The sequence below is a fragment of the Polaribacter sp. Hel1_33_96 genome, assembly GCF_002846595.1.
In the GTDB taxonomy this organism is placed as follows: Bacteria; Bacteroidota; Bacteroidia; order Flavobacteriales; family Flavobacteriaceae; genus Polaribacter.
In genome coordinates this window covers 1318680-1335716 of the sequence record NZ_PJMV01000001.1, presented here as the reverse complement: position 1 = coordinate 1335716, position 17037 = coordinate 1318680, and the positions used below count along the sequence as shown (strand labels likewise).

General features: G+C 29.7%; 13 protein-coding genes. 4 read left to right on the top strand and 9 right to left on the bottom strand.

Going from position 1 to position 17037, the window contains the following annotated elements:
• Positions 1–97 precede the first annotated feature (97 nt).
• From ATE90_RS13830 to ATE90_RS05960, 3 genes are all read left to right on the top strand, one after another.
• Complete coding sequence (locus ATE90_RS13830) at positions 98–658, top strand: pyridoxal-dependent decarboxylase (protein WP_368073603.1); 561 nt, start codon at positions 98–100, stop codon at positions 656–658.
• Positions 619–1149, top strand: a complete 531-nt coding sequence (locus tag ATE90_RS13825; RefSeq protein ID WP_366517375.1) for a pyridoxal phosphate-dependent decarboxylase family protein — start codon at positions 619–621, stop codon at positions 1147–1149. Before ATE90_RS13830 ends, ATE90_RS13825 begins: the two co-directional genes overlap by 40 nt.
• Positions 1150–1970: 821 nt before the next feature.
• Positions 1971–2447, top strand: coding sequence for a c-type cytochrome (locus tag ATE90_RS05960; protein ID WP_052107546.1), 477 nt, complete (start codon positions 1971–1973; stop codon positions 2445–2447).
• Between the two features lie 349 nt (positions 2448–2796).
• Here ATE90_RS05960 and ATE90_RS05955 read toward each other — a convergent pair whose 3' ends face one another.
• From ATE90_RS05955 to ATE90_RS05945, 3 genes are all read right to left on the bottom strand, one after another.
• The gene (locus ATE90_RS05955) at positions 2797–4068 is read right to left on the bottom strand and encodes an adenylosuccinate synthase (protein ID WP_036788201.1); all 1272 of its coding nucleotides are present in this window, start codon (positions 4066–4068) and stop codon (positions 2797–2799) included.
• 40 nt (positions 4069–4108) lie between these two features.
• On the bottom strand, positions 4109–4558 hold the full coding sequence (locus ATE90_RS05950; RefSeq protein WP_036786308.1) for a Fur family transcriptional regulator: 450 nt from the start codon (positions 4556–4558) through the stop codon (positions 4109–4111).
• A gap of 72 nt (positions 4559–4630) precedes the next feature.
• Positions 4631–6853 (bottom strand): RelA/SpoT family protein, encoded by a 2223-nt coding sequence (locus ATE90_RS05945; protein WP_036786310.1) that lies wholly within the window; start codon positions 6851–6853, stop codon positions 4631–4633.
• Positions 6854–6965: 112 nt separating this feature from the next.
• Here ATE90_RS05945 and ATE90_RS05940 point away from each other — a divergent pair, with 112 nt between their 5' ends.
• Positions 6966–7442, top strand: coding sequence for a hypothetical protein (locus ATE90_RS05940; protein ID WP_036786313.1), 477 nt, complete (start codon positions 6966–6968; stop codon positions 7440–7442).
• A 3-nt stretch (positions 7443–7445) separates the two neighbouring features.
• Here ATE90_RS05940 and ATE90_RS05935 read toward each other — a convergent pair whose 3' ends face one another.
• The 6 genes from ATE90_RS05935 to ATE90_RS05910 form a co-directional block, all read right to left on the bottom strand.
• On the bottom strand, positions 7446–8678 hold the full coding sequence (locus ATE90_RS05935) for a M48 family metallopeptidase (RefSeq protein ID WP_036786315.1): 1233 nt from the start codon (positions 8676–8678) through the stop codon (positions 7446–7448).
• Positions 8678–9424 carry a polyphosphate--glucose phosphotransferase gene (gene ppgK / locus ATE90_RS05930; protein WP_036786317.1) on the bottom strand — a complete coding sequence of 249 codons (747 nt, stop codon included), beginning with the start codon at positions 9422–9424 and terminating at the stop codon, positions 8678–8680. Before ppgK ends, ATE90_RS05935 begins: the two co-directional genes overlap by 1 nt.
• 6 nt (positions 9425–9430) lie before the next feature.
• Complete coding sequence (locus ATE90_RS05925; RefSeq protein WP_036786319.1) at positions 9431–10225, bottom strand: TrmH family RNA methyltransferase; 795 nt, start codon at positions 10223–10225, stop codon at positions 9431–9433.
• Positions 10226–10285: 60 nt separating this feature from the next.
• Positions 10286–12658: a T9SS type A sorting domain-containing protein gene (locus tag ATE90_RS05920; RefSeq protein WP_081958167.1), complete on the bottom strand. Its 2373-nt coding sequence runs from the start codon at positions 12656–12658 to the stop codon at positions 10286–10288.
• A 107-nt stretch (positions 12659–12765) separates the two neighbouring features.
• Entirely contained in the window at positions 12766–14061 is a 1296-nt protein-coding gene (locus tag ATE90_RS05915) for an amidohydrolase family protein (protein WP_036788203.1), read from the bottom strand.
• 5 nt (positions 14062–14066) lie between these two features.
• The gene (locus tag ATE90_RS05910; RefSeq protein WP_180335179.1) at positions 14067–17024 is read right to left on the bottom strand and encodes an amidohydrolase family protein; all 2958 of its coding nucleotides are present in this window, start codon (positions 17022–17024) and stop codon (positions 14067–14069) included.
• Between the last annotated feature and the right edge of the window lie 13 nt (positions 17025–17037).

Sequence of the window (17037 nt, the reverse complement as noted above, 5' to 3'; positions counted from 1 at the left end):
GGTCATACGAGTAAGTTCCAGAAGATATACCTTTAAATAATTCGTTTTTATTACTCACAGAATCTTGACATCTTGTAATTTTGTGAAAAATAAATTAATGAAACCATTTTTTGATTTATCAGTAGAAGAAATGAAATCTTATGGCTATAAAATTGTTGATTTAATAGCTGAACACTATCATGAACTAGAAAATAAAAAACCTGTGACTATTGCTTCTAGGCAAGAAATGGATAGTATTTTTTTACAAGAAGCACCTGAAAAAGTAATGCCAGTAGATAAAGTTTTAGACTTTGTTATGCATAAAGTAATACCAAATAGTAATATTTCTAGCCATCCCAAAGCATTTTCTTTCGTTCCAGGACCAAGTAATTTTATTAGCACAATGGCAGATTCTCTAGCAACGGGGTTTAATATTTTTTCTGGTGGTTGGATTGTTTCTCCTGCCTCAGCCGAATTAGAGATTGTAACTATAAATTGGTTGCTAAAAATGTTTAATTTCCCTGTGAAAAAGGGTGGTGGTATTTTTACAAGTGGTGGTTCTATGGCAAACTTAACGGCTTTAGCAACAGCTAGAAGAATTAAATGTGGGAATGATTTTTCTAAAGCGGTTATTTACTTATCAGACCAAGCTCATTCTTCAAACATAAAAGCCATTTAGGATTTAAAAAAAAACAAGTAAAAATAATACCAACAGATTTAGAATTTAAAATTGGCATTAATAAACTTAAAAATGAAATCGCAAAAGATCAATTAGAAGGTAAAAAACCTTTTTGTATTATAGCTTCAGCAGGCACAACAAATACTGGCACAGTAGATCCTTTAGATACATTAGCAGATATTTGTGATAAAGAAAACCTGTGGTACCATATTGATGGTGCTTATGGAGGAGCAGCTATTTTATCAAAAAAAGGAAGTAGAACTTTACAAGGAATTGAGCGAGCAGATTCTTTAACTGTTGATCCTCATAAATGGTTTTTCCAGCCTTATGAAATTGGCTGCTTATTGGTTAAAGAGGCTTCTTGGTTAAGTAATACTTTTAGTGAAAAACCAGAATATTTAAGAGATATTGAAGGAAATGAATCTGAAATTAATTTTTATGATTATGGAATTCAATTAACAAGAAGGTTTAGAGCTTTATATGTCTATTAAAACATATGGTTTAGAAACATTTAAAGAAGCCATTTCTTACAATATTGATTTAGCAGGATAAACTGAAGACTTATTAAGAAAAAGTAAAAACTGGGAAATTGTTTCTCAGGCAACATTGGCTATTAATAATTTTAGATATAATCCTTTAGGATTTAATTTATCTGATGAAAAATTGGACAAATTAAATCAAGAAATTTCTGCTAGAGTAGTGGCATAAGAAGAAGCCCTATTAGTTACAACAGTTTTACAAAATCAAATTGTGATTAGAATGTGTTTAATAAATCCAAAAACAACAATAAATCATATTAGGGAAACTCTAAATCAATGCAATTCATTTGCTAAAAAGATTTTAAAGGAGTTGGAAAAATAGTTTTAATCAGAGATATGCAAACAAAAGAAATAAAATAAACTTGAACAACCATATTATATTTTTAGATAAATTTTAGACTACTTTGTTTTTATAGGTTGAAATAATTTCATAAATTCATTTAAACATATAATCGTACTTAAGCTCCTAAAAAAAGTAGAGTTTTATTTTTGTTATATTCATAACAAAAATAATAAAGTAGCTATACAATTGGTAAATAAGTTTATTTAATTAGGCTATTAATGAGGTTTTAATAGTTGCTTTAATTTTATATAAAAAAGTAAAACAAGAGTCAGTCATCTATAGCAATCCAATATTTAAAATTTTTAAAAAAGAAGATTGCTTATTTATTTAAGTAAAAAATAAAATCAGTTTTAGTTCATAATTTGGATTACATGCTCTGGAAAAAGGATTAATATTTAAAAAACAAATAATAATTAAAATAAAAACAAAAATGAAATTTAAAAATGTAGCAATGATAATGCTCATTGCATTATTTATGAGTTGTGGCGGCAAAGAAAAGAAAGTACGATCATACAATCCTTCAAGTGTTAAAAAAGAAGCTGTTAAAAAAGTAGAACAAATGGTAACAGTAGATTTAAAGAATAAAGGTATTGGTCCTATTAAAGTTGTGGAAATTAGTTCTACTATAAATCAAGCCATGGCAGACAAAGGGAAAATAATATTCAAAAACAAGTGTTCTTCTTGCCATAAAACAAATAGAAAATTTATTGGACCAAACCCTACAGGTATTTTAAAAATACGTTCTCCAGAATGGGTAATGAATATGATTTTGAATCCTGAAGAGATGGTGAAAAATGATCCCATAGCTAAAGAGTTGTTAATTAAATTCAATGGCGCACCTATGGTTAACCAAAATTTATCTAGAAAGGAAGCGAGACAAGTTTTAGAATATTATAGAACATTATAACAATTTAAAGTTAAGAGTTTTCTACTATGAAAAATAAGTATTCAAATATTATTCCTAGCAAAGAACTAAATATCTTGTGGACGTATTTTTGAAATAAATTGGAAGGATTAAAAATTTCAATAGGTCTTTATCAAAAGTATTTTTTTTGAAGATTTTAGGAATAATAGTATATAAATTATTCTCGTCTAAAGAAAAATGAGTTGCTTTCTTGAATACTTTAGATGTACAAAAAAACAATTACATTATATTCTCGAGAATGTGCAAAATTTAAATAATTGAGTAAACTTAAAGAGCATCTTTTAATTTCTTAAAAGATGCTCTTTACTAGTATATTAAAATAATAAAAAAATCATCTCATAATTGTTTGTTTTCTATCAGGACCTACAGAAACAATAGATACAGGAACACCAGTTTCTTTTTCAATAAACGCAACATAGTCTAGCAAGTTTTGTGGTAATTGATCAGCAGAAGTCATTTTTGTTAAATCTTCATTCCAACCTTTAAATTCAGTATAATTTACAGAAACATTTTCTGGTTCTATATTATAAGGTAAATGACTAATTTCTTGTCCTTTGTAATTATATGTAGTACAAATTTTTAAGGTTTCAAAACCAGATAAAACATCTCCTTTCATCATCATTAATTGTGTAACTCCATTTACATCTACAGCATATTTTAATGCAACTAAATCTAGCCAACCACATCTTCTAGGCCTACCAGTAGTTGCTCCAAATTCATTTCCAATTCTTGCCATTTCTTCCCCATCTTTATCAAATAATTCTGTAGGAAAAGGTCCAGAGCCGACACGTGTAGTATATGCTTTAAAAATTCCAAAAACTTCACCAATCCTATTAGGCGCAACACCTAAACCTGTACAAGCACCTGCTGCCGTAGTATTAGAAGAAGTTACAAAAGGGTACGTACCAAAATCAATATCTAACAATGAACCTTGTGCACCTTCAGCTAAAATTGTCTTTTTGTCTTTTATTGCTCGATTTAAAAACTCTTCGCTGTCAATAAATGCTAATGTTCTTAATTTATCTATGCCTTTAATAAATTCTGCTTCTAACTCCTTTAAATTATATTCAACCTGAACATCAAAAAAGGCTAACATTTTAATATGTTTTGCTGTTAAAGCATCATACTTTTCTTTCCAGTTTTCTAATTCTAAATCACCAACCCTCATTCCATTTCTACCTGTTTTATCCATGTAAGTTGGACCAATACCCTTTAATGTAGAGCCAATTTTAGCCTTTCCTTTAGAGGTTTCTGAGGCTGCATCTAACAATCTATGAGTTGGTAGTATTAAATGTGCTTTTCTAGAAATTAATAATTTAGAGGTATAATCAATTTTATGTTTGTCTAAGTTTTCTAGTTCTTTTTTAAAGATAACGGGGTCAATAACAACTCCATTTCCAACGACGTTTAATGCGGTTTTATGAAAAATACCTGAAGGAATTGTATGTAAAACATGTTTATATCCATCAAAAATTAAAGTGTGTCCTGCATTCGGGCCACCTTGAAAACGCGCAATGATGTCGTAATTGGAAGTAAGAACATCTACAATTTTACCTTTACCTTCATCTCCCCATTGCAATCCTAGTAATAAATCTACAGCCATTAGTTGTGTTAATTTGTTGTTTTTAGTTGTGTATTGTTTGTTAAGATTTTTTCTTTTTTGTTCCATAAAAATACAGAGAATGATTTTGAATATCAATATCAAAAATCTCTTCAATCGTTTTTTTGATAATTTGAATTCTTGGATCGCAGAATTCTTTTACTTCACCAGAATCTGTAAAAATTACATGATCATGGTTTTTATCAAAATAACTTTTTTCATAACGAGCCATTGACTGCCCATCAAATTGATGTTTTCTAACCAAGTTACAATCTAATAATAAATCGATAGTGTTATAAAGTGTTGCCCTACTAACCCTGTAGTTTTTATTCTTCATTTTAATATATAAAGATTCTATATCAAAATGCTCATCAGCATCATAAATTTCTTGAAGTATGGCATAACGTTCAGGAGTCTTTCTGTGCTTATGCTCTTGCAAATATGAGGTAAAAACTTTTTTAACTACTTCTTGATTATCAAGAGAATTACTCATGGTTTTTATTTTTACGAAAAAACAAATTTACAGTTATTTCTGAATAAAAATTGATTTTTATATAAATGATATTTACAAAGTATTAACACGTTCTACTTTTTTCACTCCATCTACTTTTTGAATACTTTTAATTAACCTATTTAATTGCGAGATATTCTTTACTCCTAATGATATTTTTCCTTCGAAAACACCTTCATTTCCAGCAATATTTATTCCATGTATTAGAACACCTATATTATTAGAAATGATTCGGGTTACATTGTTTATAATACCTTTATTATCAACACCACTAATATGCAATATAACCTTAAAGTCTTGCTTTGTAGAATCAATCCATTTGGCCAACATAATTCGATAGGCATAATTCGACTGCAAAGAAATTGAATTGGGACAATTTTTTTTGTGAATTTTTATACCATCATTAATGGTTAAAAATCCAAAAACTTTGTCTCCAGCAATTGGGTTACAACATTTAGAAAGTGTAAAATCTAACTTTTCTTCTTCTTTACCAAAAACTAAAGCGTCATAATGATGCGTTACTTCATTTGTATTCTCGGCTATATCAGTAGTTGTATTAGATCTTCGTAACTTGGTTTTAAAGAAATTTAAAATTGTGCTATTTCTTTGCGATACATATCCTTTTAACTGCGTATTATCTATCGCTCCATTTCCTAACCTATAAAATAAATCAAAGCTAGTTCTTAAATTAAAGTAAAGTACTAATTCATTAACAGTTTTTTCATTAAAAGGGATTTTTAAATGACGAAGTTTACGGGTTAAAACTGATTTTCCTTCTTCTGCTATTTGTTTTTCGTCATCTTTTAAGGCAGCTCTAATTTTTGTTTTAGCCCGAGCTGTAATTACAAAATCTAACCACCTCGAGTTTGGTTTATTTTTAGAACTCGTTATTACTTCTATTTGATCTCCACTTTTTAAGGTGTGACTTAAAGGAACCAACTTACCATTTACTTTTGCTCCTCTACATTTTAAACCAACATCAGTATGAATTGAAAAAGCAAAATCTAATGCACAAGCATCTTTAGGAAGCGATTTTAATTCACCTTTGGGAGTAAAAACATATATCTCTTTAGAGTATAAGTTCAGTTTAAAATCTTCAACAAAGTCAACTGCATTTATACTTTGGCTTTCTAATGTCTCTTTCAATTTGTTTAACCAACCTTCTAACCCGCTTTCGTTTTCATTTCCTTGCTTGTATTTAAAATGTGCGGCATATCCTTTTTCGGCAACTTCATTCATTCTTTCCGATCGAATTTGCACTTCTACCCATTTTGCATCGGGTCCAACTACGGTAATATGAAGTGCCTCATAGCCAGTAGATTTTGGTTGTGATATCCAATCACGTAAACGTGCTGGGTTTGGTTTAAAGTAATCTGTAACAATTGTATAAATCTTCCAAGCATCAAATTTATCATCGTTTGAAGAAGGAGAATAGATAATTCTAATGGCATACTTATCATACACTTCCTCAAAAGTTACATTTTGGTTACGCATTTTTTTTCTGATAGAATAAATAGATTTAAATCTACCTTTAATATCATACGTAAAATTCTCTTTATCTAAACCACTTTTAAGTTTATCAGAAAATCGTTTTAAATAATTTTGTTGTTCTTCTTTACTTTCTTTGATTTTATCAACAATACTTAAAAAAACCTCTGGTTCTGTATATTTTAAGCCTAAATCTTCTAACTCTGTTTTAATATTATATAAACCTAATCTATGTGCTAAAGGTGCATAAATATATAAAGTTTCTGAAGCAATTTTAACCTGTTTATGATCTGGCATAGCATCCATAGTCTGCATATTATGCAATCTATCTGCAATTTTTATTAAAATAACTCTAACATCGTCATTTAATGTTAAAAGCATTTTCCTAAAATTTTCTGCCTGTATGGAAGCATCTTGTTCTTTATTTAAACGTGAAATTTTAGTTAATCCGTTTACAATTCTTGCAATAGTTTCTCCAAACAATTGCTCCATATCGTTTATTGTATACTCTGTATCTTCTACAACATCATGCAACAAAGCTGCAGCAATAGAAGTGGCTCCCAAACCAATTTCTGTAGCAACAATTTTTGCAACAGCAATTGGATGAAAAATATAAGGTTCACCAGTTTTTCTTCGTTGTTTAGAGTGTGCTTCTAAGGCAACGTCAAAAGCTTTCCTTATCAATTCTTTATCTTTTTTTGACAAGACTTCATAAGTACCTTTTAACAACTCTTTGTAACGATGAGTAATCTCCTTATTTTCTTCTTCTATCGTTGCTTCATACTCCATAAATTGCAATTCAGATATATTTTAAAAATCTAAAGTGAAGTTAGAACAAACATTTTTAACAAACAAGAAATTACTTTTCTAAATTTTTAATTTTTTTGGTTAATTTTACAACATGAAAAAAGCTTTTTTAGTATTCGTAGTATTGTTTTTATCTAGCAGTATTCATTCTCAACACTCCGGAATTGGAGATGATCATTTTAAACAAGTTGAGAGGGAAATAAAAATAGACATTGATGAAACTATTTTTCCTAAAGTGAATACCAATACTTATATGTCCGGCAAGCCTAAATCACTTTTTTTATCAGCGCTTGTTGAGAATTCTTATATGAATGGCAAAAGTAAAATGCTTAAATTTTTCTATGATAAAAAGTTTGATAAAAAGGAAGAAAAAATGATTGCTAGTAAAAAAGTATTTTCTATTGAAGGTACTATAAATAAAGATGGAATAGACTTTGTAAATAAAAATTACTGTATTCAATATAATGAAAAATCTACTATTATGATAACTACTTTATTAGAAGTTGAAGCCGATGCCGAATATAAACGCATGCTTGAAAAAATAGTACAATCGGTAGTAGAGAAAAATTAAATATTAATTTTCTAAATTATTAATTCTTTTCAACAAAGTGGGATGTGAATAATGCATAAAAACATAGGCTGGGTGAGGCGTTAAATTACTCAAACTATTTTTAGATAGTTTTTTGAGTGAAGTAATTAACGGATTCCCTGCAAATGTTTCTTTTGCAAAATCATCTGCTTGATATTCAAATTTACGCGAAACGTAATTCATAAATAAACCTGTAATTTCTGAAATTGGGGAATATAATATTCCAAAAGCAACTAAGCCAATATGAAAACTTGGTTTAGAAACACTTAATGCTTTATATAAAAATGGTGAGTTTATAAATAATGATAAAATATACAAGGTAAAACCTGCGATTAGAGTGGAGGTTACTAAATTAAAAATGATGTGCTTTCTTTTATAATGCCCAACTTCATGCGCTAAAACAGCTACGATTTCATCTGTTTCTAAATCATTTATTAAGGTGTCAAAAAGTGTAATCCTTTTCTGAGAACCAAATCCTGAAAAGTAAGCATTTGCTTTTGTTGATCGTTTAGAACCATCAATAACAAAAATATTATCCAATTTAAAACCAACATTTTTTGCATAATTTTCAATAGCTGATTTTAATTTTCCTTCTTCTAAAGGAGTCTGTTTATTAAATAAAGGAACTATCAGTTTTGCATAAAATAGATTCATAAATAATGAAAAAGCTGCTATTAAAATCCAAGCATAGATCCAAAAATTTTTACCAGTAAATTGATAAAACATCATGATTAATGATAAGATTCCACCACCTAAAAGAATACCCATGAACCATCCTTTTAATTTATCTAACCAAAATGTTTTTTTTGTTGATTTGTTAAATCCGAATTTTTCTTCAATCACAAATGTCTTATAATAAGAAAAAGGAGTTGTTAAAATATCTGAACCAAAAAGAATAATACCAAAAAATATTAATGCTATTAAAATTGAATTATCTGAAAAGTTTCTTGCAAAAATATCTACAAATTTAAATCCGTTGGCAAAAAAGAAAATGAGTGTTAGTACTATTGAAAAGGTCGATGTAAGAATAGAAAATTTAGCGTTTGTCTTTTTATAAGCTTGTGATTTTTTATATGAATCTTCATCATAAACATCTTTTAAATCATAAGGGATTTCATCATCAAAGTGTTTCGAATTCAAGGTATCTAAAACCTTGTCAATAATAAAACTGATGATTATAATTGTTATTAAAATGTAAAATAGGGTAGTATGTTGCATTATTTGTTTTCCTTCTTACTAGCATACATTGCAGCACCAATTATACCAGCATTATTTCTAAATTCAGCTACTTTTATATTAACATCTGTAGTTAAGTATTCTTTAAATTCATTATATTTTTTACTGATACCACCACCTAAAATAATTAAACTTGGTGAAAATACAATTCTAGCATAATTCAATAATATATCAAAACGCAAAGCCCATTGTTTTAATGATAATTCTTCTCTTTTTCTCACAGAATCTGCAGTAAAGTACTCAATGATTCTTCCATCTGTGTGTAGCATTTTTCCTATTTCTAAATTCGGAATTAATTTACCATTAAAAAAAAGGCCTGAACCAATGCCGGTTCCAATTGTAATTGCAATTACAACTCCTTTTTCACCTTTTCCAGCTCCTAAATTTACTTCTGCAACTCCAGCTAAATCTGCATCATTACTTACATAAAAAGGTAGTTTACATTCTTTTTTGAATAGTTTATCAACTTTTACATTCAGCCATTTTTCACTTAAATTTCCAGAATGAATACATTTACCGTCAACAATAGTGGTAGGAAAGCTACAACCAACGGCTTTTTTCCAATCAAAATGAACTATCATTTCTTTGATAACTTTTACAACATTTTCAGGTGTAGCGGGTTTTGGAGTGGCTATTCTATGTCTATCGGAAAGTAATTTCCCTGTTTTTGTGTCTATAATTGCCGCTTTAATTCCCGATCCACCGATGTCTATTCCTAATACTTTCATTAATAATTATTTAAATTCTCTTTGTCTTTTTGTTTCAAAAACTATAATTGCTGCAGCAACAGAAACATTCATAGAATCTATTTTTCCTTGCATTGGAATATTAATATTTTGAGTAGCTTTTTCTCTCCAAATTTCTGATAAACCAGTTGCTTCCGTTCCAACTGCAATTGCAGAAGCATTTGTGTAATTTTCTTTATGATATTCATTTGAATTTTGCAAAGTAGCAGCATATATGTTTATATCTTTTTCTTTCAGGAAATCAATAATTTCATTGGATGTTGCCATTGCAATTTGATTGGTAAAAACACAGCCTACACTCGAGCGAATGATGTTAGGATTATATAAATCGCTTTTAGCATCTGCAATAAAAACAGCATCAACATTTGCAGCATCGGCAGTCCTTAATAAAGCACCCATATTACCAGGTTTCTCAATACTTTCAGCAACTAATATTAAAGGATTGTTATTTTTAAATTGAATATTTAGTAAAGAGAAATCTTTTACTTTCGTAACAGCTATAATTCCTTCCGTAGAATCTCTATATGCTAATCTCTGATACACTTCTTTTGAAATTTCAATTCTATTTACATTCGCATTAAAAAGGTGTAAAATTTCTTTTTCCGAAATAATTTCGGGATAAAAAAGAATAGTATCAAATTCATATCTTGAGGAGATAGCTAAAGAAATTTCACGTTTCCCTTCAATAATAAATAAACCTTGTTTTTTTCGTTCACGAGATTTATCTTGTAGTTTTAGCAAGCTTTTTATATATGAGTTTTGAATACTTGTAATTTCTTTCATTATCACAAATATACCAAAATAAGCTTCAAAAAAAAGGCCAATAATTTTAGGCCTTTTTGTTTATTCAATGATTATTTTTTTAGTAATTATTTTTTTCTTTTTAGAATACATGGAAAGTAAGTAAACACCCTTACTGATATTTTCAATTTTGATTTTAGATTTATTATTAGAGTTAACAACGTAGTTTTTTTGATATTCCTTTATCAATTTTCCTTGTAGAGAAGTAATTCTAAATGTTGGATTTTGAATTTCAAAATCATATGTTATACTAAGATAGTTCTCTGAATTTACAGGGTTTGGATAGGTCGTTATTAAATTAGACTCAAAATCATCAATACTTGCAGTATTACTTGGATCTGCTTGTGCATATAATCCCGTATCAGTACCGACCAATAATTCATCATAAAATAAACAATTAATTTCTGTTCCTACGGGGTAAGAATAGCCTAATGTCCATGAAGAAGAACTGCTAGTTAAATAATAAATTTCATGATCTACTGCACAATATAAAGTATTTGTTCCGTCATGAACAATAGCTTTTCCTTGTTTATTTATTGTAGCTGTTGAAGTTGGAAATCCAGAAGAGGTATTTACTGTCCATAAATTAGTACCTCCTAAAGGTTTGTAATATGAAACTGGATGATTTGTTCCTGCATCTGTTCCAGTTGCATAAATTGTATTGGTATTAACATTATAATCTAAATCATTAATAGTAACAACAATAACTGATCCTGTGCTTGTTCCTGATGAACTCATATCTTGAGACACACTCCATCCACCAGAAGTTTGAGTAACTTTATAAATACTATATCCTGAACCAGCTCCAGTATAATCAACACCTACATAAGCATTAATTGTACCATATTCATTTGTAAAAGAAATAGCTCTAACGTCAACATCTTTGCTACCAGATGTTGAATGTAATAAAACTTGTGACCAAGTATTTCCAGCATCCTCAGAAATAAATACCCCCCCTTTATCTGTTCCTTGAATTTCTACTCCTGCAAACACAATATTTTCGTCAAAAGGACAGATTGTTAAAGCTTTTATTTGTGTACCAACATTTGGATAGTTGTATGGTGAATTTTCTGGGGTAAATACTTTTGTCCAATTTACACCATTATTACTGGTTTTGTAAACTCTAACATTACCGGCATACGCCGTGGCATCATCAGAAGGTTTCATTGCTATTGAATAATAACTAGATCCATCACTATTTGGCCAAAGTGAATTTGTCCATACTGGAGATGTATCATAATTTGTTACTTTTCTGATTCCAGATTTAGACGCTATCCAACCTGTTTTTTTGTCAGAAGTCATTTCCATATCATTCACCTGAACGGCTTCAATACCATCATCTGCGCTTGAAACATTTTGTCCTTGATTATATGAAATTCCCAATCCTTGATCTGATGTCGAATAATAAATATTTGAATTATTTGGGTCTACAAAAACAACACCATCATTAGGGTGCGTATAATGCGATGATGTTCCAAATTTTGACCAAGTACCATCAATCCCGTTATTGTTACTGAACATAGATGCAAAAAGCACATGATATGAAGTTGAAGTCCCTGAAAAATCAAAATTAGTTCCTGACGTTCCAATAATAAAAGAATTATATTCTAAATATGTTGCACCACTATCATCAGAATAAGCAATGAATTTTGATGAATTATCATTTCCACCTACAAAGAATCTTCCATCAGGACCTATACCAAAACCTGTCCAATTTACAGAAGCACTTGTTAGAGTAGGAGAGATATCTGAAAATGTTGTTGCTCCTGAAAAATTATCATAAGTATCTGATGAAACAAAAAGTTGAGGCGATGTCCCTTTACTAAAAATATACATTTTGTTTGAAATAGGATGAATTATAAAGTAAAATATATTTGTAACTGAAGGGAAAGAAATTGAAGAACCAGACCCAGCTGTATAATTATTCGAAACATCTAATGTTCCAAAATTAAGCTGTCCTGCACCTGCTGCAAAAATATAATTATCTTGTATTAGTAATTGATTAACTGAAGAAAATCCTGTGTTATTTGCTGAAGTCAAACTTATATTTGTTGTATATAACTCATTAGAAGAGTTTATAAAATAAATACTTTCTGATAATTCATGTATTTGCACATTTTGAATACCAGATCCAAAATTATTCATATTGTCTAAACTTTCAACGACCTTAAATTGTTCAATTTTTGGAGTAGCACTGTTGCTTAAAACATCGGCATAAAAGACTGAATTTGCACTTTTCGTTGCTACAAAAATTCTTGTAGAATCAGGATGAAATGAATATCCATTAATGGCTTTTATTCTTCCTCCATAAACATCTTCAACAGTAGGCACTCCTAAAGTTGAAAGAAATGAGAGTTCAATAAAAGCAAAAACTATTAGGCAAACTGAACAGATAAATAGTATTTTATTTTTCATATTTAGGTTATTTATTTATTACTTAGTGTGTTAAATTTAATAAAAAATTAAATAAAAAAAAAGTCTTGATGATTTCAAGACTTTTTTTTATATTAATTTTCGTTTTTTTATTTCGTTTTGTATTTTTTTGAATACCGTTTCCAAAGTTTTGTTTGATGTGTTTCTAAACTAATTTTTCTTCCTTGTATAAAAGCATCCGATAAAATATTTGTTCTCATATCTAAAGCATCGCCTTCAGAAATAAATAACGTTGCATCTTTTCCAACTTCTAAAGTTCCAACGAAATCATCTATTCCTAAAATTTTTGCGGTGTTAGAGGTTAGCAATTTTAAAGCAACTTCTTTATCTAAACCATGAGCTGCTAATGTGCCTGCATAAAAAGGTAAATTTCTAGTATTCATTCTTTCCATTTGTCCTTCCATCCCTAGACTTACCAAAACTCCCTTATCAGTTAAAACCTTAGCAATTGTGTAGGTGTAATCGTAAGCATCATCTTCGCTATTTGGGTTTCTATGTGGTCTATCTATGATAACAGGAATATTATTTTTTACTAATAAATCTGAAATTTCTTCAGCTTCATTTCCATGAACTATTACAATTTTTGTAATACCTAATTCTTTAAAAAGAGAAATTGCATCCGTAATTTCTCTTTGTCCATTAACATGAACAAACAACTTCTGAGAACCTGCAAATAAACCTTTTGTAGACTCATAAGGCAGATGTTTCTTTGCATTATTACTTCCTAAATAATTTTTTGCATTCATAAAATAAGATTTTATGTTCCCTATATTTTTAGAATAGTTTTTGTTTGGTTTTAAAGCAGGATCTTCTCCTAACCACCATCTGCCACTTGAAAAGCTACTTGGCCATTCCAAATGAATAGCATCATCTACTTTAATTGCCGCATCCTCCCAATTCCAAGCATCTAATTGCACAATAGATGAGGTTCCAGAAATAGTTCCTCCTCTAGGTGTAATCTGTGCCATTAATACACCATTTGGCCTCATGGATTCGACAATTTTACTCTCGGCATTATAAGCGATTAAACTTCTTATATGAGGGTTATTTACACCTATTTCGTCCGCATCTGCACTAGCTTTTACAGCATCGATTTCTACCAAACCAAGTGAAGCATTTGCAGCAATAAAACCAGGATAAACGTGTTTCCCTTTGGAATTCATAACTTTTCCTTGCCTTGCAATTTTAGCCATTGCAGAACCTACAAATGTTATTTTACCATCATTAAATATTATTAATGAATTTTCTATTACTTGTCCATTTCCTATATGGGCTGTTGCACCTTCAATAGAAATTGCTGTGCTTTGCTTGTCAGCTGGAGTTTGTTGTGCATTTAAATTCCCTATTAAAAAGAAAAATAGTAAACTATATATTGTTTTTTTCATCATTTCTAACTTTTAAGTTCTTCTAAAGTATCGCATTGAAAGTTTCTGTCCTTTCTTTTCATAGGTGCTTTGGTTTTTCCTCCGCCTATTTTTTCTTTCAACATCATATTAATTAATATGCTTTTTTCTTTTTTAATTGCTGTACGTTTTTTAGCATCTTCAGCTCTGTCAAAGAATACTTTCCCTTCAATAATTGTTTTCTCAACTTTTGCATAAATAGACATCGGGTGATCGCTCCAAAGAACAACATCCGCATCTTTTCCTATTTTAATACTTCCAACTTTATCATCAATATGTAATAATTTTGCAGGATTAATAGTTACCGTTTTCCAAGCCTCTAATTCAGACATTCCACCATATTTTATGGTTTTAGCAGCTTCTTGATTTAAACGTCTAGACATTTCTCTATCATCTGAATTTATAGCCACAGTAACTCCCGCATTATGCATGATTGCCGCATTAAAAGGAATAGCATCATTTACTTCGTATTTATAAGCCCACCAATCTGAGAAAGTTGATCCTCCAACGCCATGCTTTGCCATTTTATCAGCAACTTTATAACCTTCTAATATATGAGTAAAAGTATTTATTTTAAAACCCATTTTATCTGCAACTTTCATCAGCATATTTATTTCCGATTGCACATAAGAATGACAAGATATATAACGTTCTCCGTTTAAAATTTCAACCAAAGTTTCCATTTCTGCATCTTTTCTATATGGCTTTCCACTTCTCTTTTTAACTTCATATTCCTTAGCTCTCGTAAAATAGTCTACAAACATTTGTTCAACACCCATTCTTGTTTGTGGAAAACGCGTTCCATTTGGACTTCTAGACTGTTTTACATTTTCACCTAAAGCAAACTTTATGAATTTTGGAGAATTTTTATACAGCATATTATCTGCATTTTCTCCCCATTTAAGTTTGATGATTGCTGAGCGCCCGCCGATTGGATTAGCAGACCCGTGTAAAATTTGTGCAGAAGTAGTTCCTCCAGAAATATTTCTGTAAATATTAATATCATTAGGATCTACAACATCTTCAATAGTTACTTCTGCAGATGAGTTTTGTGCTCCTTCATTAATAGCTGATGCTGCAATATGTGAATGTTCATCTACGATACCTGCAGTTAAATGTTTGCCAGATCCATCAATTTCTGTGGCACCTCTTTCTCGCAATTCTTTTCCAATTTTAAATATCTTTCCATCTTTCAAAAGTACATCTGTATTTTCTAAAATTCCTTCATCTTCACTCGTCCAAACAGTAGTATTTTTAACTAATATAGTTTGTGTTTTAGGTTGTACATAATTTCCAAAACCAATATTAGGATAAGTAATAGGTAAAACTGTAATGCCTGTTTTTTTTGATTTATTTAATGATTTTTTCTTGACATCTTTCTTAACTTGTTTACTTGCAGACCAAAAAGACTTCCTTCCTTCAGTATCAAAAGCATCACCTTCCATAACATTTGAAGCGTTTATTATTTTACCTAACATTCGTGTAAAATTAGCCTCATCGTTTAAGGTGATGGAAATCCAATTATTTTTAAAAGAGAATTTAGATTTAATTTTTTTTTCTCCGATTTTAATAACTCCAGTTTGCTTAGCTCCTTTTCCTGAAATTGATAATCCATAATTTTTGTTGTTCACATTTAAAAAGTAATCACCAGTAATATCTTTAATATTCATTTCATTAATTACATTTTTATCTCCTTGAATCCAATTTTCATGAATAGTAGTTTTAGCGTCAAAAACATCTCCAGAAGTAATTATAAAGTTTGCATAACTACCTACCTTTAAATTTCCTATTTTTTTGTTTCCAATAATATTTGCAGGAATTGAAGTTAAAGCAGCTAATGCTTTTTCTTTATTTAAACCATATTCAACAGCCTTTTGCAAGTTTTTATGAAAAGATTTAACATCCTTTAATTTGTGAGTTGTTAAAGCAAAATTAATTCCGTTTTTAGAAAGCACACTTAAATTTGAGGGCTCCTGATTCCATTTACGCATATCTCCTAAAGAAATATGTTGCGCTAATAAAGGATCTGCAACATCATAAGCAGCACTAAAATTAATAGGAATAATAAAATTTGCATTAGTAGATTTAATATCATTTATTCTTTCAAACTCCAGACCGCTTCCAACAATCGTGTACTGAACACCAAATTCATCACCAACTTTATCTGCCCTTAAAGCATCTAAAACATTATCTGTTTCAAAAATTTGAATTAAATCTTTATTTCCATTTAAAGCTTCTAAAGCCAAATCTTTATTCTTCATGTTACCTTTCGCATACCAATCTGCATCATTATAAACTTGACGCAATAAAGCCATAGCTCCCATTCTTGAAGATGGATACGCTTGTTTAGATTTTGCGCTTTTAGAGAATGAAAAATATTGTGCAGATTTTGTCTCTAAAATTCTGTAAGCATTTGAAGAATTGGGATTTAAAGCAATTAATAAACCATTTCCACGAATAATTCCGTCTTGTAAATGTGTATTTACAACTCCAAAACCGGCAGCAATAAAACTTTTAGCTTTTTTTGAATCAAACCTAAAATCATGAATAGGGTTTGTTTCGGGTCTAATATGATCATTCCAATAATAGCCCTCACGTTCAGATTCGTATTGTCTTACTCTAGATCTAGATTGTCTTTTTGGCTTTGCAATTCCAAAATCAGAATAAATATCAATAAAAGATGGATAAATATTTTTTCCGTTTAAATCTGTGGTTGGAGTGCCTTTCGGTATTTTTATAGATTTACCAATACTGATTACTTTACCGTCTTTAATAAGTAAAGTTCCTTTTTTAATAACCTCGTCATGCGTTACATAAATGTTTGCATTTGTAAATGCGAAAACTGTGTTTTCTACAGTTTTTACTCCGGCATCCGTTGGGAAATAATCTTGCGCATGCATCACAGAAAGCGACAAGAAAAAGAGTAAGAATAATATTTTTTTCATGTAGTTTGAAATA